Below are 21,371 nucleotides of genomic sequence, written 5' to 3'. Positions count from 1 at the left end.
CGGGGAGCGCGCCCCCTCGACGCGCTCCCCGCCGTATGGACTGCTCAAAGTCGAACTTCCGGTCCAACGTCGGGCACGCCCCTCGGCATGCCCTCCGGAAGCCACGCCCCTCCCCAGGGGCGCCCCCTCACAAGGTCAGAGGCGAGCCCCCCGGCGCGCCTCATCCCCCCTCGAACGCGGTGCGTTCGAAAACTCGAGTGCCGGCAAGCCGCCCGGACACTCCCCCCACCCGCCATTCAGACGCTCTGCGTCTGAGCCCCTTGGACACCCCGGCTCTGCCCGGATGTCCCCACCTTTCGAAATATCCAAACGCGACGCGCGGAAATCCTTGAGCGGGACATTTCCGCGGAGATTTTTCTCCTCGGCGCTCAGTCCTTGCGGCGCTTGGTGCGAGAGACTTCCCACCCCATCACCGTGCGGCCCTTCTCCAGCTTGCGCTGCTCGCGCTGCGCGGCGGGGCTCGTCTGACGCGACTGGAAGGCCTTCTCGCGCTGCAGCTTCTCGAAGTTCGAGAGCCGCTCGGGGGGGAGCGTTCCGGCCTGGAGGGCGGCGCGCACGGCGCAGCCCGGCTCGTTCTGGTGCGTGCAGTCGCGGAAGCGGCAGCTGTCGGCCAGCTCGAGGATGTCGGCGAAGGTCTGCTCCAGCGCCTCCTCCTCGTCCCCCATCAGCCCCAGCTCGCGCATCCCGGGGCCGTCGATGAGCAGTCCGCCATGGGGCAGGAGGAACAGCTCCCGGTGCGTCGTCGTGTGACGCCCCTTGTCATCCTCCACGCGGACCGCCTGGGTGGCCAGGCGCTCTTCACCCAAGAGCCGGTTGACGAGGGTGGACTTGCCCACGCCGGAGGAGCCGAGCAGCGCGCCCGTCTTGCCGGGGGGCATGAGCGCCCGCACCGCGTCGAGCCCCTCGCCCGTCCACGAGCTCATCGCGAGCACGGGGACGCCGGGGGCGAGCGCCTCCACCTCCTGGACGAGCGCCGTCGCGTCGTCATGGAGGTCCACCTTGGTGAGCAGCACCGCGGGGGCGGCGCCGCTGCTCCAGGCCAGGGTGAGCGCGCGTTCGATGCGGCGGGCGTTGAAGTTCCCATCCAGCCCGGAGACGAGCAGCACGACGTCCAGGTTGGCGGCGATGAGCTGGCCCGCGCCCTTCTGGCCGCCGACCTCGCGGCGCACGAGCACGCTGCGGCGAGGCAGGACGGCGTGCAGCATGCCCTCCCCTTTGCCGGGGGGCAGTTGGATGGCGACCCAGTCCCCCACGGTGGGCAGTGACTCGGCGCCGGGGGCCTGGTGGAGCAGCTTTCCCGCGGTGCGCGCCAGCAGGGTGCGCTCGCCGGTCTGGACTGTGACGAGCCCGCGCTCCTGGCGCACCACGCGGCCGGGGACGAGGGGAAGCGGGGACGACTCGACGACGGTGGAGAACGACTGGGCCAGCTCGGGCCCCCAACCAAAGGTTTCAAGTGACACGTGGAAGGACTCCGGACAAAGCGGTGCCTGCGGCGCACCTCGGTTCTTCAGGGGCACCCGGAGACGTGGACCGCGCTGTGACGGGCCTGCACGCCGGCCTTACCAGGCCCGCGTCCTCCGGGTGAACAGGACTCCCACCGCGGCAAGATGAATGTCGGCGTGCATGGAGCCTCCAGGGGACAGGTGGGACGACGACGCTCGCCGTCCGGCGCTCCCTGCATATCAACGCCTCGCGCCCCGTGCACGGGGGATATGGCGCCGGGACGGGTGCTAGAACCCTTCCCCTCGACGTCTCGGGAACGAAGGCCCGGGGGGCAGGAGCCAGGGAACGGGCGATGCGCGAGGACCATGAGGCGCAGCTGCGGGCAGTGCTCCTCGAGGGCCTGCTCTCCGACGACGAGGTGGAGGCGCTGCGGGCGGAGGCCCTGCGCCGACAGGCCGCCCCCCTGGAGCTGCTGAGGGAGCGGGGGCGACTGTCCGAGGACACGCTCGCCTCGCTGCGCGGCGCGGTCCTCCTCCAGGCCGGCGCACTGGTGGGCGCGCCCACGGCCACCGCCCACGTCGGCCCACCCAGGACGCTGGAGTCGCAGCCTTCGGGAGCGGAGCCGTCATTCCCCGTCCCGGGCTGGGAGCGCTACGCGCCCATCCGCTTCCTGGGCCAGGGCGGCATGGGGCGCGTCTTCCTGGTGCGGGACACGGTGCTGCGGCGTCACGTGGCGCTCAAGTTCGTGCGGGACGACGACTCCGGGCGAGCGCGGCACTTCGTCGCCGAGGCGCAGGCCCAGGCGCGGGTGGACCATGAGCGCGTGTGCAAGGTGTACGAGGTGGGCCAGGTCCAGGGCCGCGCCTATATCGCCATGCAGTACGTGGACGGGAAGCCGCTGCACGAGCTCGCGGAGGTGCTCACGCTGGAGCAGAAGGCGCTGATACTGGCCCAGGCCTCTGAAGGCGTGCACGCCGCCCACCGCGCGGGCCTCATCCACCGGGACCTCAAGCCCTCCAACATCCTGGTGGAGCGCACGGCCGACGGACAGTGGAAGCCCTACGTCATGGACTTCGGCCTCGCCAGGGACCCGGGCGAGGGGGCCACCGCCACGGGCTCCATCCTCGGCACGCCGCACTACATGGCGCCCGAGCAGGCGCGCGGCGAGGTGAACCGGTTGGACCGGCGCGCGGACGTCTACGCCCTGGGCGCCACGCTCTACGCGCTGCTGGTGGGCCAGCCGCCCATCCCCGGGGGCAACGCGCTGGAGGTGCTCAGCCGCATCCCCACCGAGGACCCGAAGCCCCCTCGCGAGCTCGCGCCAGAAGTGCCCGCGGACCTGGAGGCCATCGTCCTCAAGTGCCTGGAGAAGGAGCGCGCGGCCCGCTACGACTCGGCTCGCGCGCTCGCGGAGGACCTGCAGCGCTTCCTCGACGGAGAGCCGGTGCTCGCGCGCGCGGTGGGCACGGCGTACCGGCTGTCGCGGCTGACGCGCAAGCACTGGCGCGGGCTGCTGCTCGCGGCGGTGGCCGGCCTGCTGGTGCTGCTGGCCGGAGCGCAGGCGGTGCTGGCCCGACGCGAAGCCGACACGCGAGAGCACCTGGCGCGCCGCTTCTCCGAGCTGGCCGAGCATGTGGAGTCCCGCGCGCGCTACACCGCGCTGACGCGGCTGCACGACACCCGCCAGGAGCGTCAGGTGCTGGAGACGCGGCTGGCGGACATCGCCGGGGAGATGCGCGGGGGCGGCGAGCACGCGCTCGGACCGGGGAATGAAGCGCTGGGACGGGGCTGGCTCGCGCTGGGAGAGCCGGCGCGCGCGCGGGGACACCTGGAGGCCGCGTGGAGCCACGGCACCCGCACGCCGCGCGTCGCGTGCGCGCTGGCGCTCGCGTTGGGACAGCTCTACCAGGAGCGGCTGCGCGCCTCCGAGCACCTGCCCGCCAAGGAGCGACAGGCGCGGCGGAACGAGCTGGTGGCGCTCTACCGGGAGCCCGCGCTCGCGTGGCTGCGGCAGGGGGGCGGCGCAGACCTGCCTCCCGCCGAGTACGTCGCGGCCCTGCTCGCCTACCACGAGGAGCGCTACGAGGACGCGCTGGAGCGGCTGGATGCGCTGGGGGACCGGCTGCCGTGGCTCTTCGAGGCCCCCCTGCTGCGTGGCGACGTGCTGGTGGCCCGCGCCACCCGTCACTCGGACGCGGGACGTCGCGAGCGCGCGCAGGAGGACCTGGACGCGGCGAGGAAGGCCCACGCCCGCGCGGCCGCCCTCGCGGAGAGCCTGCCGGAGGCGCACCTGGCCCTGGCCAGCGTCGAGCAACTGGCCCTGCGCATGGGCCTCTATGGCCAGGGTGACGTGACGCCGCACCTGGAGCGGGCGCTGGAGGCGCTGGGGCGCGCGCTCACCGCGTCGCCCCGCCACGTGCCGTCGCTGGTGAAGAAGGCCCACCTGCACCGCAGGCTCGCCGAGTTCCGGAGCCGACAGGGCGGCGATGCGGCGGCGGCGCTGGAGGAGGCGCTGAAGGCGGCCCGGGCCGCGGCCGAAGTCACCCCCACCAGCAGCGACGTCCGCCACGCGCTGGGGCTCGTGCTCTGGCAGGGCGCGCGGATTCAGCAGGCGCGCAGCGAAGACCCCCGGCCCATGCTGCGACAGGCCATTGAAGCCTTCGAGGGCGTGGCGCCCGAGGAGCGCGGCTACGACTACCACTCCAACCTGGGCCTCATCTTCAAGGTGTGGGCGGACCACGAGGACGCCGTGGGCGAGGACTCGCTCGGCCACCGCGCGCGCGCCATCGACGCGTACCTCACCGCCATCCGCATCGACGAGGCGCTGCCGGACGCGTGGATCAACCTGGGCAGCGCCTGGTTCAAGCGCGCGTCCCATCCGCGCAACCCGGACGCGGACGCGGACCTGGAGCGCGCGCGCGAGGCCCTGGAGAAGGCGCGCACCCTCAACCCCCGCAACCTGGTCAGCCACTTCTACGAAGCCCAGGTCCACGCGCTGCGCGCCGCGCGCCTGCGCGACGGCGGAGGGGATGCGCGCCCGTCGTTGGACACCGCGCTCGCGTCGTACAGGAACGCGCTGGCCCTCAACGCGGACGTGCCGCAACTCCATGGCGGCGTGGGGCTGGTGCACCTGGAGCGCGCGCGGGACGCGTGGCAGCGCGGCGAGGACCCCTTCCCCGCCCTGGACGAGGCCCGCGCGTCCTTCACCCGCGCCCTGGCCCTGGCCCCGAAGCAGGGCCTGCCGCCCAGCAACCTGTCGGAAGCCCACGTCGCCCGCGCGGCCCTGCGACTGGCCCGGGGCGAAGACCCGCGAGACGACGCGCGCGCGGCGCAGCGCGAGGCCCGCACGGCGCTCACGCTCCAGCCGGACCTGTCGGCGGCCTGGGCCAACCTGGGACAGTCCCACCGCGTGCTCGCCGCCTTCGCACTGGAGCGGGGCACGGACGCGAAGCCGGAGCTGGACGCCACCGAGCAGGCCCTGAGCGAAGCCCTGCGACGCAACCCCCGCGACGAGGAGGCGCTGCGCTGCGCCGCGGAGGTCCGCTCCCTGGCCGCCGCCTGGAGCGTGCGCACGACGAAGGATGGGGAGGCCGCCTTCCTCCGCGCCGAGCAGGCCCACCAGGCCGCGCTCACCGTCAGCTCCCGGCCGCACGATGACCGCCGCGCGCTGGCACGACTCCACCTGGACTGGGCCCTGGCCCGTCGGCGCGCCGGCCAGGACGCGCGTGACGTGCTGGAGCGCGGCCTGTCGGAAGTGGCCACCGTGCTGAAGGCGCGCCCCGAGGACCCGGAGGCCCGCGCGCTGCACGCGGCGCTCGAACTCACCCAGGTCCGGGCCTTCCCTGAGGCCCACCCCGGCCAGCAGGCACGGGCGCGCGAGGCGCTGGCGAAAGCGCTCACCGCCCGTCCCCTGCTCGCGCGGACCTGGGGACCCCTGCTCACGCAGACGCCCAAGGAGCCCCCGGCGTCACCGTGAACGCCTGGAGCGTCAGTCCTCCTCGCCCGGGTCCCTGACCACTTCCAGCTCCCCTGGCTGGCCCGCGCCCGTATCGGTGGTGACGGTGAAGTAATGGCCCCCCGGGAAGACCTTGTGGCGAAGCATTCCGCACCACTTCGAGTCGCGCCCCGCCATCAGCGCGATGTCCATCCTGTCGTAGTCCACGAAGAGGGCGTCGGCATCAGGTCCGAAGAACTTGAGCGTGGCCGCGTTGACGCCGGGCGCGAGCTGGAACTTGACCGGTTGCTTGCGCCGGAGGCAGCTCCTCGCGGGCGACACGGGCAGGGCTCCCCTGGAGATGGTGATGACACACAGCATGTTGTGGTCGAGCGGGGGGCAATACCCGCCGCCCTGGGCGGGACAGGGAGCCTCCAAGAGCTTGGGGCAGGCGGTGCCGTCGTATTCCGCCAGGGATTGAACGCCCGGCGTGGACGCCTCGTCGACCGCGGACGGGTCCGGCGCGCAGCCCCACCCCAACGACAACATGACGACGCCTGGCCAACGCTTCCAATGCCCTTGCATGGTGCACGCCTCCCCGCCACGTCGCCCGGGCGCACGGGCCAGGCCCGGCCCGGAGATGGCGGCGCCTGAAGCTTGCCACGACCCACGACTTCACGACGTGGGGGGCTCCAGACCCAGCTCCCTGACGCGACGCTGGAGCGCGCGCCGGGACACCTCCAGCTGGCGCACCATGGCGTCCAGGTCTCCACCACAAGCCTTGAAGCAGCGGGTGATTTCCTCCGCGCTCACGTCCTTCACCGTGCGGATGTGGGGACTGCGGTCCACCAGGTTGTAGAGCGACGCCCGGGTGATGCCGAGCTTCTCCGCGGTGCCCTTCAAGTCCCATGAGCACTCGCGCAGCGCGTCCAGCAGCTCCCGCTCCGTCACTTCGGAGGGCTTGCGCCGCGCCACCAGCGTGGGCTCCCCCTCCTCGTCGCCCGGGGAGCCCGGCCCCAGCTCCGCCTCCAGCGCCGCGTCCATCTGGAGTCGGGGCTGCCCCCGGCCGCTGATGACGAGCTGGCGGGCCACGTTGCGCAGCTGCCGGACGTTGCCGGGCCAGTCGTGCCGCAGCAGCCGTGACGCCAGGGCCGCCGGCAGCCAGGGCTCCGCGTAGGGGTCCTGGGGCTCCAGGCGCCAGCCCTCCCCCAACCGCTCCAGCTCCAGCCGCGCGAAGTGGTGGAAGAGCAGGGAGATATCCTCGCGCCGCTCCCTCAGCGGAGGCATGTGGATGGAGTAACCGGAGAGCCGATGCAACAGGGGTGCGCGAAAGCGGCCCTGCTCAATCAGGTCCTCCAGGGGCGCGTCCGTCGCGGCCACCAGTCGCACGTCCGTGACGACGGGGGTGTGCGCGCCCACCGGGTACATCTCCCCCGTCTCCAGCACGCGCAGGAGCGCCACCTGCACCTCGGCGGGCGCCTCTCCCACCTCGTCCAGGAACAACGTGCCGCCGTGCGCGGCGCGGAAGAAACCCTCGCGGCGCTGGGAGGCGCCGGTGTAGGCGCCCCGCTGCGCGCCGAACAACTCCGCCGCGGCCAGCTCGCGGGCCAGCGTGCCCAGGTTGACGCTGACGAAGGGCCCCTTGCTCCGAGGGCCGCGCTGGTGGAGCGCACGGGCGATGAGCTCCTTGCCCGTGCCCGTCTCGCCCCGGATGAGCACGGGCACGTCCAGGTCCGCCACCTGGCGGACGCGGGTGCGCACCCGTGCCAGCGCCGCGCTCTGCCCCACCATTCCCAACGTGTCCGCGGAGCGCTCCTCTTCCAGCGCCACGAGGTGCAGCAGCACCACCACCCGCCCGGCCAGCTCGAGCGTCACCCCCGCCGCGAGCGCCTCCGGCCGGAAATCCCAGCTCACGCCCGGCACCCCACCCGCCACCACCTGGGTACCTTCCGCCTCGCCCTCCAGCCGGATGCCGCCCTCCGGGCGCGGCAGGAAGCGCAGCGCGCGCCGGCTCACGAACGGGTCCGCCAGCGGCCGGCCCACGACTTCATCCACGCGGGTGAACAGCGGCTCGTTGCGAGAGAGCGCCACCGGCCGGCCGCGCGGCAGGGATTCCATCACGAACCGCTCCCCCACCCGTGAGGCCAGGGGGTGGGAGACCAGCGTCAGCGCCGGCAGGAGGACAGCGGGCCGCGAGTCACCGCCATGCCGCTTTGGGCTCGCGGTGGAGACATCATCGAGGAGTCTCTGCTTCATGAGGGGGACGCTCGGAGCCAGGGCCCGGGTTCGCCTCCAGGCTACACGAGCCCAGCGCCCCGCGGACCGAGGCGGCCTGCCGGCTGGCACACGCTGACATGTCAGCCGGTGACGCTGACATGCCAGCCGGGCACCGCGCCCGACGACCAGGCGGTCTCCTCCGAGGGGACGAGAGCCGGCACAGCGGTTGCTCTGGGGGAGCGCCACGGAGGGGATGGCCACCTGTGAGCGTCCTCATGGAAGTGATGTCGACCGGATTCTGGGAGCTGTGGCTGTGCCACCACTCGCGGCTGCTCGCGAAGAGCCTGCGCCACCTCGGTGGCCACCAGGCCGACGCGGAGGACGCCCTGGGCACCGCGATGCTGCGAGCCGCCGAGGCCTGGCCCCGGGAAGTCCGACGGCTGCGAAACCCGGAGGCGTGGCTGACGCGCATCGTCTACAACTCGTGCGTGGACCTTCACCGCACCCGGGCCCGGCGCGCGGACGAGGACCCTGGGGAGGAGGACGAAGTCGCTTCGGCGCGAGAGCCCCTGGCGCACGTCCCCTCGCCGGAGCAGCTCCTCCTGGAGCAGGAGCAGTCACGGCTCCTGTGGCGCCACGTCCACCGCCTGCCGGAGCCGCTGCGGCAGGCCTGCCTGCTGCGCTTCGAACGGGAGCTGGACGGCCGGACGATGGCGGAGGAGCTGGGCATCACCCACGTGAACACCCGCCGCCGGCTGCTGCGGGCCTATCAGGTGCTGCGCGGGGCGCTCGGCCCCTCCGCGCGAGGCCCGGAGCCCGAGCCACCCACACGCGGGGGAGTGGAGCAGACCTCCCCTCCCCACCGGGCACCGCGCGCGCGACGGGAGCCGACTACGCGCTGGCGGAGTGAGCGTGCATGTCAGCCCCGTCACGCCCACCGCCGAGCCGGCGGATGAGGCGACGGCGGACGACCTCGATGTGCTCGCGGAAGAAGTAGAGGTTCTCCGCGTAGGCCAGCGGCATGGGGATGCGGTTGACCTCGCGCTCGGCCTCTTCCAGCCGCTTGAGCATGTCCTCGAGCATCTCCCGGCCAGGGTTCTCGTCGAGCTGGATTTCAATCTCCTTCAGCCGCGCGTACCAGCGGACGATGCGCTGGCGGATGCGCCACTGGTAGAGCGCGGGGACGGCGCGGAACAGCGGCACCACCACGGCGATGATGGGCACCAGCATCACCCACAGCCGGTCCACCAGGTTCGCCGCCCAGAACGGCAGGTAGCGCTGGAGCAAGGGGATTCCCGCCTCGTAGTAGCGCTGGGCCTCGCTGCTGAGCGCGAAGCCCGTCTCGCGCGGCGCGGGGAACTCGTTGGGGCCGTCGAGCAGGCCCGCGCTGCCGTGGACTTCGCTGGCCGCGCGCATGAGGAGATAGGAGAGCGCGGGGTGCAGCGAGTCGCGCGCCACGAGGTTCGCCGTCGGCGCGAGCACCACCACGTCTTTCGCGGGGACATCCGAGGCGAGGTTGAACACGCCCCGAGGCAGCACCAGCCGCGTCAGATACGGGAAGCGGCGTGCATACGCCTCTCCGCGCGCGAAGCTGAGCAGATTCACCCCGGGCACCGCCGCCAGCTTCTGGATGGCGGGCGACTCCGCGGGCGAGATGAGGAACGCCGCGTCGAGGTGCCCCTGCTTGAGCTGCTCGGTGGCGGCCTCGCGCTCCAGCGGCAGCAGCTCCGTGGGCGCCTCGTCGATGCCGTTGGCCTTCAGCAGCGTGACGGCGAGCGCGCGCGTGCCGCTGCCCTCCGGCCCCACCGCGATGCGCCGCCCCTTCAACTGGCGCACGTCCTCCAGGGGCTCGCCCCGGTAGAAGACCCAGAGGGGGACGTAGGAGACGCTGCCCAGGGATACGACGCTCGTGGCCTTCTCACCGCCCACGGTGCCGCTCTGCACGAAGGCCACGTCGACGCCGGAGGCCGCGTCCGCGAGCAGCTCCACGTTCTCGATGGAGCCCTTCGTCGTGCGCAGCTCCAGGGTGACGCCGTGCTTCTTGAGGACGTCCTGGTACTTCCGCGCGTAGTAGCGGAAGCCGCCCTCGTCGGGCGACAGGGCCAGCACCAGCTTCTTCGGGGGTGCGGGCTCGATGAAATAGAAAGCAGCGGCGAACGCGAGGCCGATGAGGAGCACCGCGGGCGCGAGCGTGAGCCAGAGGTCTCGCCGCAGCGTGCGCCGCAGTTGTTGCTTGAGGGAGTCCGCCGTCATGGTGGGCGCGGAGTATACGCACCTCTCCGCGCCCACTCCCATGACTGCCTGCCTGGAGGACGGCTAGCAGTCAGCCGGGCAGGAGGCGGGCGTCTCCCACGGCTGGCAGATGGCATCCCCGCACGAGGCGTTGAGGAACGTCTCCAGGACGGCCTTGCGGTGCGGCAGGAAGACGGCGTTCAGCGCGGGGGAGATGCGGAAGCGCGGGCCGAAGGGGCCGGGCACCGGGTCGAACTGCTCACCCACATGGACGAAGCCGGCGGAAGGCGGCCAGACAAGGCCACCGCCCAGGTTGGCCCCGTTGCTCAGCTCGTGGCAGCCCGCGCAGGACAGCGCCAGCGAACGCTCCACGATGTCCTGGGGCAGCAGCGGGCTGCCGAGCAGGAACAGCTCGTTCTGGATGTTGGTGCGCAAGACGCTGGGGCCGGGGGTGAACTGGAAGCGGTAGTCGTTCTCCGGGCCCTGCGCGTCGCTCTGGCCGCTGTTGAAGGGGTTGGGAATGGTGTTGTTGAACAGGTTGATGTCGTTGACGGCCAGCGCGGGCACCTCCGCAGGGAACACCGTGTTCTGGAACGGCGCCGCCAGCGGGTGCGGGGAGCCGGGAGCGAACAGGATGCCACCCGGGTTGACCTTCACCGTCACCGGCCGGAAGTTCAACTGGCAGGGCGTGGCGCCACACATCGTGCGCCGCACGCTGAACTCCCGCAGCGTCCACGGCGGCTGGATGAACTGGTTGGTGCGCACCTGCCCCGTCGGCACGCCCGTGGTCCGGTTGCCGTAGTTGTCCATGTGGACCACCGGCATGAAGCCCGGCAGACCGTTGAAGTAGAAGTTCTGCAGCCCGGCGATGCGGGTGGTCAGCGCCGCGCCCGTCAGCGAGGCCCAGAAGGTGGCCACCGGCATGCAGCCATTGAGGCCCGCCGTCGGATTGGGGTTGGGCAGCACCGCCTCGAAGATGAGGAGGTTGCGATTGCCACCCCCGGGGATGCCGGAGCGCTTGCCGTAGATGATGCGGTACTCACCGCAGTCCACGCCCGACGCCGGCGCCAGGTCGAAGCGGTTGACGAGCGCCAGCGGGACGTACTCGTCGGGATTCGTGCCCGGGCTGACGAAGGGATTGACGAAGGACTGGTTGCCCTCGACACGCGGACACAGATACGGGAAGCCGTTGAACGTCGGCCCACAGTTGGGCGGCAGCGCGGTGCGCCACCAGTCCTGGAAGAGCGCCAGCGGCGTCAGCCCCGCGACACCGGACTGCGTCACCAGCTGGGACATCACCCGCAGCAGCGGGAAGTTCCTCACGATGGCGTCATCGGTGATGAGCAGCGACGAGCGGGGGTCCAGCGGAACGGCCATCGCCGACGGACCCGAGGGTGGCAGCGCCATGGCACCAATGCCGCGGCGCTCCGGATGCCGCGTCGGGTCCACCTGCACCGGCTCCGCCAGGTCCAGCTCCGGGGGCCGGGTCTCAAGTTCCGTGTTGTCACAGCCGGCCGCCAGGGCGACCACCGCGCACACGAGCACCCTTCGCCAGTCAAGCTGGCGCTTCTCCACCATGAATTGCATTCGAGTTCTCACACCCGCGCGGATGGCCGCGCCCCCCTGCCAGGAATGAGCACTCCGGCGACACGCCGGATTCACGGGCTGGCAAGTACTCCCATGATTTCGCGTTTATACATTGTTCAGTGACACAAAATCCACAAAGAGTCTGAGTCAAATGCAAACATCGAAGGTGCGCAGCCGACGTCGGGGATTGGGTCCTGATACACCCTTGGTACGGACCTGAACGAAAGGCCTGCCCTCTCGCGCCGTCCCATCCCAGACGTGTGGCCCATGGCGAGTGTTACTCCCCCACCGCCCAGGGCCTGAAAAATCACGGAGCCCGACGACAGGGCAGACGCCTGCGTCCCAGCGGGCAGGATGCGCCCGGGGTGCTGGGGACACCAGCCCCTCGTGACGAGGGGGACTCGTCACGTCTGTGTCTGGAGTGGGGGGCTATTCGAATGGAACCGTCTCTTCGCGCCGCGTTCGCCGGCACGAGCATCCACCTGGTCATCCTGGGAGCAGCCCTCGCGGCGGAGCCCCAGCCTGTCCAACGGGCGTATCAGGACTATTACACCGTGGCCCTGACACCTGGAGGCGTCACGGGCAGCCGCCAGCTCAGCCGAGGCACCGTCTTCGTGCCCATCCTCCAGCCTGTCACCCACGCGCCGAAGCGGGGTTTGGATGGCTCACCGCTGCGCTACACGTGTGGCGTCACCTTCATCTCTCCGCGCAGGGCCATCACCGCCGCGCACTGCGTGGACGGCACCAGCGTCTGGGACCCGGAGAACCAGCCGCTCGAGGTGCGCATGTATGACCCGATGATTGCCGCGGACGTGGACTGGGAGGCCACCGCGGAGAGCCTGTCGGGCACCTTCCCCGGCTATCAGCGGCGTCCCCTGGGCCCGGGCTACAGCACGTCGTCATACCAGTGCCGGGTGATTGCGCGCTGCGGCGACTCGTTCGGCGACTACCAGTGCCCCGCGTCCATGCCTCGCGCCGACACGGCGCTGCTGGACTGTGGCGACACGAGCCCCGGCTGCCGCTACGACTACCTCGACGTGGCCGAGTCGGAGGGCGTGGGCGTCCCCGTGTCCATGGCCTGGACCCACGAGGTCTACTCGATTCCGGACGACCGGAGCGCCGCGCAGCCTGTCGCCTTCTTCATCGACCTCCCCGTCGGCCAGCCCGACCTCGCGCTGGACGACCTCCGCCTCTCGACTCGCTGAGCGAATACCTCGCGCCTCCGCCCGGAAGCGCCATGGCACCGGGCGGGGGCACGCGGTGGGTCCTCAGTTCCGCACGTCGCAGGAGCCGGCGTCGGAGAGCAGCCGGCCGACGTTGACGTGGAACAGCTCACTCGGGAGGAACGGCTCGTACTGGTGCCGCACGAAGTAGAGCGTGCGGTGGTCCGGCGAGAGCGTCGGGTGGTACTCGTCCAGGTCCGTGTTCACCGTCGGCCCCAGGTTGCGGGCCGGCTGCCAGCCGCGCCACGTGCGCGAGGCCACGTAGAGGTCGCCGTAGCCGTAGCCGTCCGGACGGCCGATGGAGGCGAACAGCAGCGTGTCGCCGTCGGGGAGGATGCTCGGGTTGAACTCCCACAGCTCTGTGTTGATGGCGGGCCCCAGGTTCTCCGCGGGCCCATACGTCCCATCCGAGCGGAGCCGCGAGCGCCAGATGTCCCAGCCGCCGAAGCCGCCCTCACGGTCCGAGCCGAAGTACAGCGTGCCGTCCTCGTCCACGCTGGGGTACAGCTCGTCGGCGAGGCTGTGCACCGCGGCGCCCAGGTGCCGAGGCTCGCTCCAGCCGCCGTCCCTGCGGCGCTCGACGACCCACATCTCCACGTCCTCGCGAGGCGCGCCGTTGACGGGACGGATGGAGGAGAAGAACAGGCGGCGCCCATCCGGCGAGACGAACGGGTCGATGTCCGAGTACACGCCGGAGAACGGCGCCGGACGAGGCTGCGTCCAGCGGCCGTTGCGCAGCTCGGAGTAGACGATGGTGGCCTGGCGCGTCTCGGGGAAGAACCCCGGGCTCACGCCCCAGAAGGCGGTGCGGCCATCCGGCGTGAAGGCGATGCGCCACTCCTCCTGCTCGGGCAGGGAGACAAAGCCAGGAGCGAACACCTCGGGCGTGCGAGGCGCGGAGGCCACGGCGGACGTGGCGACACCCAGCGACAGCGCCGCGAGCACCAGCGGGAGACGACGGAAGGACGATGACATGACGGATTCCTCTCGGGATGTGGCGGGAGGAGTGGAAGTCCTTCCCGCCATGGCCGAAGAGGTACGCGTGTCGCGCGGCGCTGTCCGAGAAGCGGGGATGAAGCGAGAGGCGCGAGGGATGGATGGGAGCGGACCGGGGACGCGCCTCAGCGCGTGCCTTCCGAACCGGACCCGGAACCCAGCCCAAGCGCGGACTCCACGCGAGCGCGATGGCTGCGCCCGGTGCGCACGGCGGTGCCCCCGGGGCCGAGGACGAGCAGGTATTCGCCCTGGGAGAGCGGCTCCATCTCCCGCACCTGGTCCAGGTTGATGAGCACGGAGCGGTGCACACGCAGGAACCGACGCGGATCCAACCGCTCCTCCAGATGCGTCAGTGTCTCGCGCAGCACGTGCTGCTCGCCGCCCACGTGGACGCGCACGTAGTTGGCCTCCGACTCCACGTGGGTGATGGCGGAGCAGTCCACGAAGCGGATGCGCCCGTCGACCTTGACGGGCAGGCGGCGCAACGGAGCCTCCGCCAGCGCCAACCCGGACAAGAGGGCCTCCTGACGGGCCACGGCCTCGCTGCGCCGCATCAGCCGCACCTGCTCGCGGGCCCGGACGAGCGCGGCCCGGAAGCGCTCCTTGTCATAGGGCTTGAGCAGGAAGTCCAGCGCCTGGGCCTCGAAGGCGCGCACGGCGTGGTGCTGCCACGCGGTGACGAAGACGACCACCGGGACGGACTCCGGAGGCAGCGCGCGGAGGACCTCGAAGCCGTCGCCCGCGGGCATCTCGACGTCCAGCAACAGCACGTCCGGTGACGCGTGGAGCACCGCGCGCACCGCCTCCGCGCCGCTCGTCGCCTCGGCCACGAGCTCCACGTTCGGCTCCGCCGCCAGCAGGGCGCGCAGGCGGGAGCGGGCCAGGGGCTCGTCATCCGCGAGCGCCACGCGCAGGAGCCCCGACTCCACGGCTTCGGTGCTCATGCCGCCACCCTCGTCCCCTCCGGCTCCGCGTCAAGCGGCACGCGAAGCTCCACCACCGTGCCCCGAGGCGTCCCCGGCCGAAGCTCCAGCCCGGCGCGGCCTCCGTAGAGCGTCGCCAGTCGCGCTCGCAGGTTGGACAGGCCCACGCCGCCACCTCGCGCCGGGCCTCCCACGGGCGGCCCCATGCCGTCGTCCCGCACGAGCAGCCGCAGCACCTCCCCTTCCCGCTCGGCGGAGATTTCAATCCGCCCCGGCTCCGCGCGCGGGGCCAGGCCGTGGCGGATGGCGTTCTCCACCAGGGGTTGCAGCGCCAGATAGGGCACGCGCGCCTCCAGGACCTCGGGCGCCAGCCTCCAGGCCACCTCCAGTCGGGGGCCGAAGCGGATCTGCTCGATGTCCAGGTAGGGCGCGAGCGCCGCCTGCTCCTCGCGCAGCGTCACCTCCTGTCGCCCGTGGGACTCCAGGCTGTGGCGCAGGAGGTCTCCCAATCGCGCCAGCATGCGCTCCGCGGCGTCCGGGTCCACGTGCACCAGCGAGGCCACGGCGTTGAGCGCGTTGAACAGGAAGTGCGGCCGGAGCTGCGACGCGAGCGCCTGGAGTCGTGCCTCCGCGAGCTGCGCCTGGAGCTGGTCCGCGCGGCGCTGGCGCACGTGGGCCCTGCGAGCGAGGCCCAGGGCATGGGCGCCCGCCGTCAGCAGCACGAAGGGCAGCAGGTTGTTGACGACGCTCTGGGCCAGCACGTAGGGCACGTGCGGCTCGCGCTCGTACCAGCCGATGAGGTCCTGGGTGAGCACGACGAAGGTCGCCCTCCCCAGCACGACGAGGAGCAACGCGCCCAGGTGGAAGCCCAGGGCGGGGAGCAGGCGCCGGCGCGTGAGGGGGACGCGCTCGGACAGTCGCAGACACATCACGGTGAAGGGCACCCACAAGAGGGAGCTGGCCAGGGACATGCGCCACAGCTCGGCCTCGACGACCTTCGCCTCGCCGATGCGCTGGAGGAGCTGGACCTGGCTCACGGAGATGAGCGCATCCGCGAGCCACCAGCCCAGGGCGCCCAGCCACACGGCCCAGGACGGCAGGGGGGCCACTTCTCCGGCCCGGAGTCTCTCCGTCTCCTCGTCACGCATGGTGGGCAAGGGTAGCGGGCCCCGGGGATGGCTTCCATGGCGCCAGGGACGAACCGCTCGCGTGCGGGGATGAATGGAGCGTCCCCCGGCAGGCGCTCATTCCCCCTGGCGTGACAGCCACTGCTTCCACTGCTCGGGGCGTTCGTAGTCCTCGCCGGAGAGCAGCCGGAGCACCTTCACCGCGGGCTCGCGGTTGATGGGCTGCTGGTAGGCCGCCATGTCCACGAGCAAGGGGCCGACCTTCCGGAGCACCTCCGCGCGGCGAGCCTTCAGCTCATCGGGGGTGAGCTTCACGAGCACCATCTCCAGCAGGTAGGTGCCCTTGTTCCGGTCCGTCACGTCCGGCATCGCCATCGCATCGAAGACCACGGGCAGGTCGACGACAGGCCGGTCCAGTCCATCCTGGAAGGCCAGCACCGAGCGGACGACGTTGTTGCGCACACCGGAGTCCGGGTCCTTGAAGAAGGGCACGAGCCACCCGATGACCTGCTCCGGAGTACCGGCATAACCCAACACATAGGGGACCGCCGAGCGGCGGTTCGCATCGGCATCCTCTCGCAGCATGCGCAGCAACGCCTCCCGAGCGGCGGGCGCCTTCGCGACGAAGCGCGGCTCATAGGGCGCGAGCTCGGGGTGGGCGAAGCCGAAGAAGCAGTGAGCGACTCGGCAGGACGGTGGTTCCTCGGGGTTCATCGCTCCGCTGCGCAGCAGGCGCACCACCTTGTCCTCGTACTCCAACCATTGAGCGACGAGCCCTTCCGGGTCCTCCACGTGTCCCGTGGGCGCGGGCAGGAAGCTCAAGCGGTGCGAGTCCTCGGCATCCACCAGGTCCACGCTGGCGAAGGCCTGTCCCTTCGACTCCTCCGCGAAGAACGCGATGATGCCCACGTGGGCATAGGCCAGGTTGAAGCGCTGACGCAGCGCCTCCTCGCGCTTCTTCAGCAGGTGGCGACTGCCGATGACGGGCTTTCCCACCTCCAGGCCGAGCATCTGGATGACCGAGGCCGCATCGGCGCGACGAGAGCGTGACACGTCGATGGTCGCGAGCACGGGGATGGGCATGGGCGGAGTGCCCGCCTTGTCCAGGTTGGTCTGGACGCCCGCCACCACCTCCTCCCACCCCGGCAGCGAGCGGAGCGAGGCCAGCTCCGGGTCGAACTGGAGCCGATCCACCAAGAGGAAGCCGCTGTCCGCCGAGCGCTTCAGGAAGGCAAGCGCATCATCGGGGCGACCGGCGAGGGCCGCGCATCTCGCGGCGGAGTAGTACGCGTCCGCGCGCAGGTCGACATCCGTCACGGCCTCCGCGGACTGGCGGCGCAGGTCGGCGCAGGTGGCGAAGTCCTCGGCGTCGTAGGCCTTCTCCGCGCGCAGGGACAGCTCCTGGGAGGCCATGGCGCCCACGGTGGAGACCACGTCCTTCGGCTTCCCCGACGAATGCGCGCAGCCCACGCCCCACATCAACAACAGACTCAGTCCGGCCGACTTCCTCACAGGCACCTCCCCTTCGAACCCTGGACTGTGGCTCGGCACTGACCCCGGATTCAATTCCTCACGGACTCTGACGCAACGCTCCAAGGGCCCCAGGCTTGAGTTCCGGAGCCTAGCCTGGGCAATTGCAACTCAGTGGATTCCGTTATCCGGAGGCGCTCAGGACATGTCCAGCCACGTGCTCTCGAAGAAGCTGCAGTCCGCGGTGTTTGGTATTTCCACGCTCGCCCTGCTCGGGGCGTGTGGTGGAACCCCTTCCGACCAGGGAGGGCTCGCGGAGGAGGACACCGCCACGGTGGAGTCAGCTCTCGCCGCATCGGTCTCCGTGGCTTGCAGCGGCAACTCCACCACGACTGGAGAGCTGTGGTGCACCGGAACCGTATCCGGCGGCGCGCCCCCGTTCGTCTATCAGTGGCAGGTTGTCGATGACTTCGGCCAGGGCAACCAGAGCACCTTCTGGAGCACCGGGTCGACGACGCACGACGACTGGTGCTTCTTCAAGCTCTCCACCACGGGGACCCACTGGAGGAAGTGGGTCCGCTTCCGGGTGACGGATGCGACCGGCGCCGTGTCCAACGTCGCGGAGACCAGCCGCCCGTGCTGGAGCCCCAACTGAGGTCAGGGCTCCGGTGATTCCCGCTTCACTCCGCCTTCTTGGGAGCCGGAGCGGGACGCACCACCCGGTGCACGGGGTAGATACCGCCCACCTCCAGCAGCTTGTCCAGGAACTGCCACCGGCAGAAGCCATCGTCCGAGTGCGGCTCCAGCAGGTACACGGCCAGCGTGCCCGCGCGCTGCGCCGTGGGCACGTAGAGCGTCCCTTCCGCGAACTCGCGCGTCGTCCGCTCGGGCGACACCGTCAGCACCGTCTCGAAGCGCACCGGCTTGGGCTTCTGGCTCAGCGGCACCTCCGCCTCACCGAGCGCGGGCACGTTCGCCGCCACGTCGGGGCTGAAGGTCTCCTCGCGCCGGGCGATGCGATAGCTGTCCACCAGGAAGTGGCGCGGCTTCGGGAGCACCTCGAACCGGATGCCGTGCCCCTCCAGTCGGGGCGCCAGCTCCGCGGGCACGAGGTACGCCTCCGGCGTGCTCACCGCCTGCGTCGGGATGAACGTCCGCTGGTGCGGCACGCGGTAGACGCGGCGCTTCTTCCCGGGGAACCGGTGCTCCGCGATGCTCTTCTCGTCGAACGCCTGGATGCGCGCCAGGTCCCCGTCCTTCGCATACGCCGGGTAGTCGAACGTCAGCGCGCCCTGCGCATCCCGCGTGGCGACGCCGTAGTTGATTCCCACCTGCGTCTGGAGGTCCGGCGTCGTCCCCCGCGCGATGATGGCCTGCTGCTGGCTCTCCGTGACGGAGCGGAACGCCTTCGCGCTCCGGGCCGCCTCGCGGAACAGCTCCAGCAGCCACGCCCGCGTCACCGCGCAGCGGCGCGGGAAGTCGATGTAGCTGTACGTCTCCAGCAGCACGTCGAGCCGACCGAGCAGCCCCCGGTAGTGGCTGCCGAAGCGGGGCAGCGCCGGGTACGTGTGCCAGCCCGAGGCGGGGACGTCCTCCTCGCGGTAGTTGCCGTACCAGAAGCTCTCGAACCCGTGGCGCTTGCTCACCGCCTCGGAGACGCGCTCCAGCATGGCCCGGTTGTAGTCGCGCAGCTCCTGGAACAGCGGCTCGTTCGAGTGCGACGTGTCGTACGTCAAATCGAAGGCGTGGATGCTGCCGTCCGTGGTGTGGCAGTCGATGAACAGCTCCGGCCACCACGTCTGGTGCAGCTTGGCCATGGCGCGCGTCTCCGGCGCCTCCTGCTTGGTGCTGTCGCGGTTGAGGTTCCACCCCTCGCCCGTGTAGCGCGTGCCCACGCCGCCCTCGGGGTTGACCTGCCCCTCCAGGCTCTTGAGGTTGAGCTTGCGGTTGTTGGGGCTGATGCGGTCATTGCCGTCCGGGTTGAAGTTGGGGACCAGGACCAGGCACAGCCTGTCCAGCAACTTCGCGCCCAGCTTCGTCAGCGTCAAATCCCGCGCGAGCGCGAGCACGGCCTCCTTGCCCTCCACCTCGCCGGAGTGGATGTTGGCCTCCACCAGCACGACGACCTTCTTCTGCTTGCGCGCCAGCTCCGGCGTGAAGCAGTTGCGGTCACTCACGATGAGCGCCACCAGGGGCTGGCCCTCGCCGCTCGTGCCGAAGTCCACCCGTCGGGCGAGCTTCGTGCGGCGGCAGAGCTCGTCGATGAAGGCGAGCACGTGTGAATGACGCGAGGTTTCGGCGTAATTCGACGATTCAGCGCGGGTGAGCAGCTGGGACATGGGCGCGCATCCGAGCGCCGCACTCCCGCGTCGTCAAGCACTTCGTCCACGACGACACACCGCGACGGTGCTCACCCCGTCCGCCAGTGAGCGCTCGTCGCAGCAGTGACGTGCCGTGTCGACGATTCCAGCGCACCGTCCGGGAGATTCACGCGAGGATGCCGCCTGAATGAGAATCTGGGTCGATGCCGATGCCTGTCCGGGCCCCGTCCGGGAAATCCTCCTGCGCGCCTCGCAGCGCCTCAAGGTGCCCCTCGTGTTCGTCGCCAACCGGTCGATGAACCTGCCGCGCGCGGAGTTCGTCTCCACCGTGCAGGTGGGGGCCGGGCTCGACGTGGCGGACCAGCACATCGCCACCTCGGCGCAGAAGGGCGACCTGGCCGTCACGCAGGACATCCCGCTCGCGGCGCTGCTGGTGCCTCGGGGCGTGGTGACGTTGGACCCGCGCGGCGAGCTGTTCTCCGAGGAGAACATCGCCGAGCGGCTCTCCGTGCGAAACTTCATGCAGGAGCTGCGGGAGAGCGGCGTCGTCACGGGCGGCCCGAGCGGCTTCAATGCCCAGGACCGCCAGCGCTTCGCCGCCGCGTTGGATCGCGAGCTGTCCCGACTGCTCCCGAAGCGCGGATAGGTAGCGCCCCGAAATAATTCTTGCAGGACCGCACCAAAATTCGCCCCCAGGCTTGTACGACGCTCTCGCAGACAGGGGTTGCTTCGAGGCGACTTGGCTCAGCTTGATAGCCAGTCAAGACAGAGCGAGTAGTTGATGCGTGGAATGTGCGATGGGGCGAGGAGCGTTCAAAGGCGTCTGGGTCAGGAGGGGACCTGCAAAGGGGCCTCGTCACCCCAGCAGTCCCACCCCTTACGGCTCGAACGCGCGAAGAGTTCTATGTAGGGGCCAGGGCTCACCCGCTCGGCCCATTCATGTATGATGGCTGGCTTTTCGGAGTGCCGTGCCTTCAGGTGGGCAAACCATGCGCCGTCCCGTTCAAGCTGCCTCACGACCGTTTCGTGGGGGGTCGAGAAGCCAGTCTTGCCCTGTGCTCTCTTTCCAGAGGCAAGCTGTCGGTATGGGGGCCGCCCTCTCCGGGCGAAAAGGACGTGTTCCGTCGTGCCTCGGAAATACTGCCCAAGGCCTATCCGCTCCTTCTCCCATGTGATGCAGGTGATGTACGAGAAGCCCCACGCTGGAAGGATCTCTGCTCCCGCTCTGATAAGGTAGTTGTTCGTTGTCCAGAGATAAAGGTGACAAGCAGGAGCCGCGATGGCCTGGATGTCTGGCCCCAATGCCGCGATGTCCTTCAAAGTCATCAACGGATAGTGACGATCCGCGCCACGCTTGATTTGTCCCCCGCCCTGCTCAGGCCACGGAGGGTCCGCGATGATGGTGCCGTAGAGTTTACTAGGAAGGAGCACTGGAGCGCCGGAGCGAAGTGAAGAGAACTGAAGCGGTGCGAAGCTAAAGGAATTCTCGTAGCTATTTCCAGTGGAGATATACCCTTGCTCCCTCAATGAAGTGAGGCTCGCACGTTTTTTGGCTCCTGCCTTCCCTTAGCAAGAGGGTCGGATAGGACTACGACAGCCGCTGTGCGGCATTTTTGCTGTCCCTCGCTTGGCAACGACAGAAAAGCCAATCTAGACTGCAAAGGCCGTTCTAAGCTGTCGAAAGCGGAGAGCTGCAACATGGGCGACGATGTGACGGATGCGGTTCTGCAAGTCCTGAACTCAACGGGCGCGGCACTGACCACAGACCAAGTCTCAGAGCCTGTTGAAATGGAGCGAGCCAGCCAGGGCGTTGAAGAAACAAGATGCCGGACCTCCCAATGCCCTCGCGCACGCCGTATCCGAGCGACCTGACGGACGAGCAGTGGGCCCTTATCGAG

General features: G+C 70.4%; 16 protein-coding genes. 5 read left to right on the top strand and 11 right to left on the bottom strand.

Annotation, left to right across the window (positions count from 1 at the left end; all coding sequences use genetic code 11):
• Positions 1-368: 368 nt before the first annotated feature.
• The gene (gene rsgA / locus LZ199_RS37750; protein ID WP_253998643.1) at positions 369-1,460 is read right to left on the bottom strand and encodes a ribosome small subunit-dependent GTPase A; all 1,092 of its coding nucleotides are present in this window, start codon (positions 1,458-1,460) and stop codon (positions 369-371) included.
• A 335-nt stretch (positions 1,461-1,795) separates the two neighbouring features.
• On the opposite strand from rsgA, the gene LZ199_RS37745 reads away from it, so the two are divergent.
• Positions 1,796-5,419, top strand: a complete 3,624-nt coding sequence (locus LZ199_RS37745) for a serine/threonine-protein kinase (RefSeq protein ID WP_253998642.1) — start codon at positions 1,796-1,798, stop codon at positions 5,417-5,419.
• Between the two features lie 12 nt (positions 5,420-5,431).
• Here LZ199_RS37745 and LZ199_RS37740 read toward each other — a convergent pair whose 3' ends face one another.
• Together LZ199_RS37740 and LZ199_RS37735 are read right to left on the bottom strand one after the other, a co-directional pair.
• Positions 5,432-5,926, bottom strand: coding sequence for a hypothetical protein (locus tag LZ199_RS37740; RefSeq protein WP_253998641.1), 495 nt, complete (start codon positions 5,924-5,926; stop codon positions 5,432-5,434).
• A gap of 126 nt (positions 5,927-6,052) precedes the next feature.
• Entirely contained in the window at positions 6,053-7,633 is a 1,581-nt protein-coding gene (locus LZ199_RS37735; RefSeq protein WP_253998640.1) for a sigma-54-dependent transcriptional regulator, read from the bottom strand.
• A 245-nt stretch (positions 7,634-7,878) separates the two neighbouring features.
• Here LZ199_RS37735 and LZ199_RS37730 point away from each other — a divergent pair, with 245 nt between their 5' ends.
• Positions 7,879-8,550, top strand: a complete 672-nt coding sequence (locus LZ199_RS37730; protein ID WP_253998639.1) for an RNA polymerase sigma factor — start codon at positions 7,879-7,881, stop codon at positions 8,548-8,550.
• Here the strand turns inward: LZ199_RS37730 and LZ199_RS37725 are convergent.
• Together LZ199_RS37725 and LZ199_RS37720 are read right to left on the bottom strand one after the other, a co-directional pair.
• A complete protein-coding gene (locus LZ199_RS37725) occupies positions 8,486-9,847 on the bottom strand; it encodes a TAXI family TRAP transporter solute-binding subunit (protein ID WP_253998638.1) in 1,362 nt (453 codons plus the stop codon). The genes LZ199_RS37730 and LZ199_RS37725 overlap by 65 nt on opposite strands.
• A 63-nt stretch (positions 9,848-9,910) precedes the next feature.
• Positions 9,911-11,413 carry a hypothetical protein gene (locus tag LZ199_RS37720; protein WP_253998637.1) on the bottom strand — a complete coding sequence of 501 codons (1,503 nt, stop codon included), beginning with the start codon at positions 11,411-11,413 and terminating at the stop codon, positions 9,911-9,913.
• Positions 11,414-11,850: 437 nt separating this feature from the next.
• Here LZ199_RS37720 and LZ199_RS37715 point away from each other — a divergent pair, with 437 nt between their 5' ends.
• Complete coding sequence (locus tag LZ199_RS37715) at positions 11,851-12,618, top strand: hypothetical protein (protein ID WP_253998636.1); 768 nt, start codon at positions 11,851-11,853, stop codon at positions 12,616-12,618.
• Between the two features lie 63 nt (positions 12,619-12,681).
• On the opposite strand, the gene LZ199_RS37710 is transcribed toward LZ199_RS37715, so the two are convergent.
• The 4 genes from LZ199_RS37710 to LZ199_RS37695 all read right to left on the bottom strand — a co-directional run bounded on the left by LZ199_RS37710 (position 12,682) and on the right by LZ199_RS37695 (position 17,194).
• Positions 12,682-13,611 carry a TolB family protein gene (locus LZ199_RS37710; protein ID WP_253998635.1) on the bottom strand — a complete coding sequence of 310 codons (930 nt, stop codon included), beginning with the start codon at positions 13,609-13,611 and terminating at the stop codon, positions 12,682-12,684.
• 146 nt (positions 13,612-13,757) lie between these two features.
• Entirely contained in the window at positions 13,758-14,576 is an 819-nt protein-coding gene (locus tag LZ199_RS37705) for a LytR/AlgR family response regulator transcription factor (protein ID WP_253998634.1), read from the bottom strand.
• Positions 14,573-15,703, bottom strand: a complete 1,131-nt coding sequence (locus LZ199_RS37700) for a sensor histidine kinase (RefSeq protein WP_253998737.1) — start codon at positions 15,701-15,703, stop codon at positions 14,573-14,575. The genes LZ199_RS37705 and LZ199_RS37700 overlap by 4 nt, the downstream gene beginning before the upstream one ends.
• 96 nt (positions 15,704-15,799) lie before the next feature.
• Entirely contained in the window at positions 15,800-17,194 is a 1,395-nt protein-coding gene (locus LZ199_RS37695; RefSeq protein WP_253998633.1) for a HEAT repeat domain-containing protein, read from the bottom strand.
• 163 nt (positions 17,195-17,357) lie between these two features.
• On the opposite strand from LZ199_RS37695, the gene LZ199_RS37690 reads away from it, so the two are divergent.
• The gene (locus LZ199_RS37690; protein ID WP_253998632.1) at positions 17,358-17,807 is read left to right on the top strand and encodes a hypothetical protein; all 450 of its coding nucleotides are present in this window, start codon (positions 17,358-17,360) and stop codon (positions 17,805-17,807) included.
• A gap of 25 nt (positions 17,808-17,832) precedes the next feature.
• On the opposite strand, the gene LZ199_RS37685 is transcribed toward LZ199_RS37690, so the two are convergent.
• The gene (locus LZ199_RS37685; RefSeq protein ID WP_253998631.1) at positions 17,833-19,491 is read right to left on the bottom strand and encodes a M14 family metallopeptidase; all 1,659 of its coding nucleotides are present in this window, start codon (positions 19,489-19,491) and stop codon (positions 17,833-17,835) included.
• A gap of 169 nt (positions 19,492-19,660) precedes the next feature.
• Here LZ199_RS37685 and LZ199_RS37680 point away from each other — a divergent pair, with 169 nt between their 5' ends.
• The gene (locus LZ199_RS37680) at positions 19,661-20,119 is read left to right on the top strand and encodes a YaiI/YqxD family protein (protein WP_253998630.1); all 459 of its coding nucleotides are present in this window, start codon (positions 19,661-19,663) and stop codon (positions 20,117-20,119) included.
• Between the two features lie 182 nt (positions 20,120-20,301).
• On the opposite strand, the gene LZ199_RS47035 is transcribed toward LZ199_RS37680, so the two are convergent.
• Positions 20,302-20,904: an MT-A70 family methyltransferase gene (locus tag LZ199_RS47035; protein WP_407667295.1), complete on the bottom strand. Its 603-nt coding sequence runs from the start codon at positions 20,902-20,904 to the stop codon at positions 20,302-20,304.
• Positions 20,905-21,371: the final 467 nt, after the last annotated feature.

Source organism: Myxococcus qinghaiensis, from assembly GCF_024198215.1.
GTDB lineage: Bacteria > Myxococcota > Myxococcia > Myxococcales > Myxococcaceae > Myxococcus > Myxococcus qinghaiensis.
Note: the sequence above shows the minus strand (reverse complement) of the source record. Positions and strands in the feature narration are given on the sequence as shown.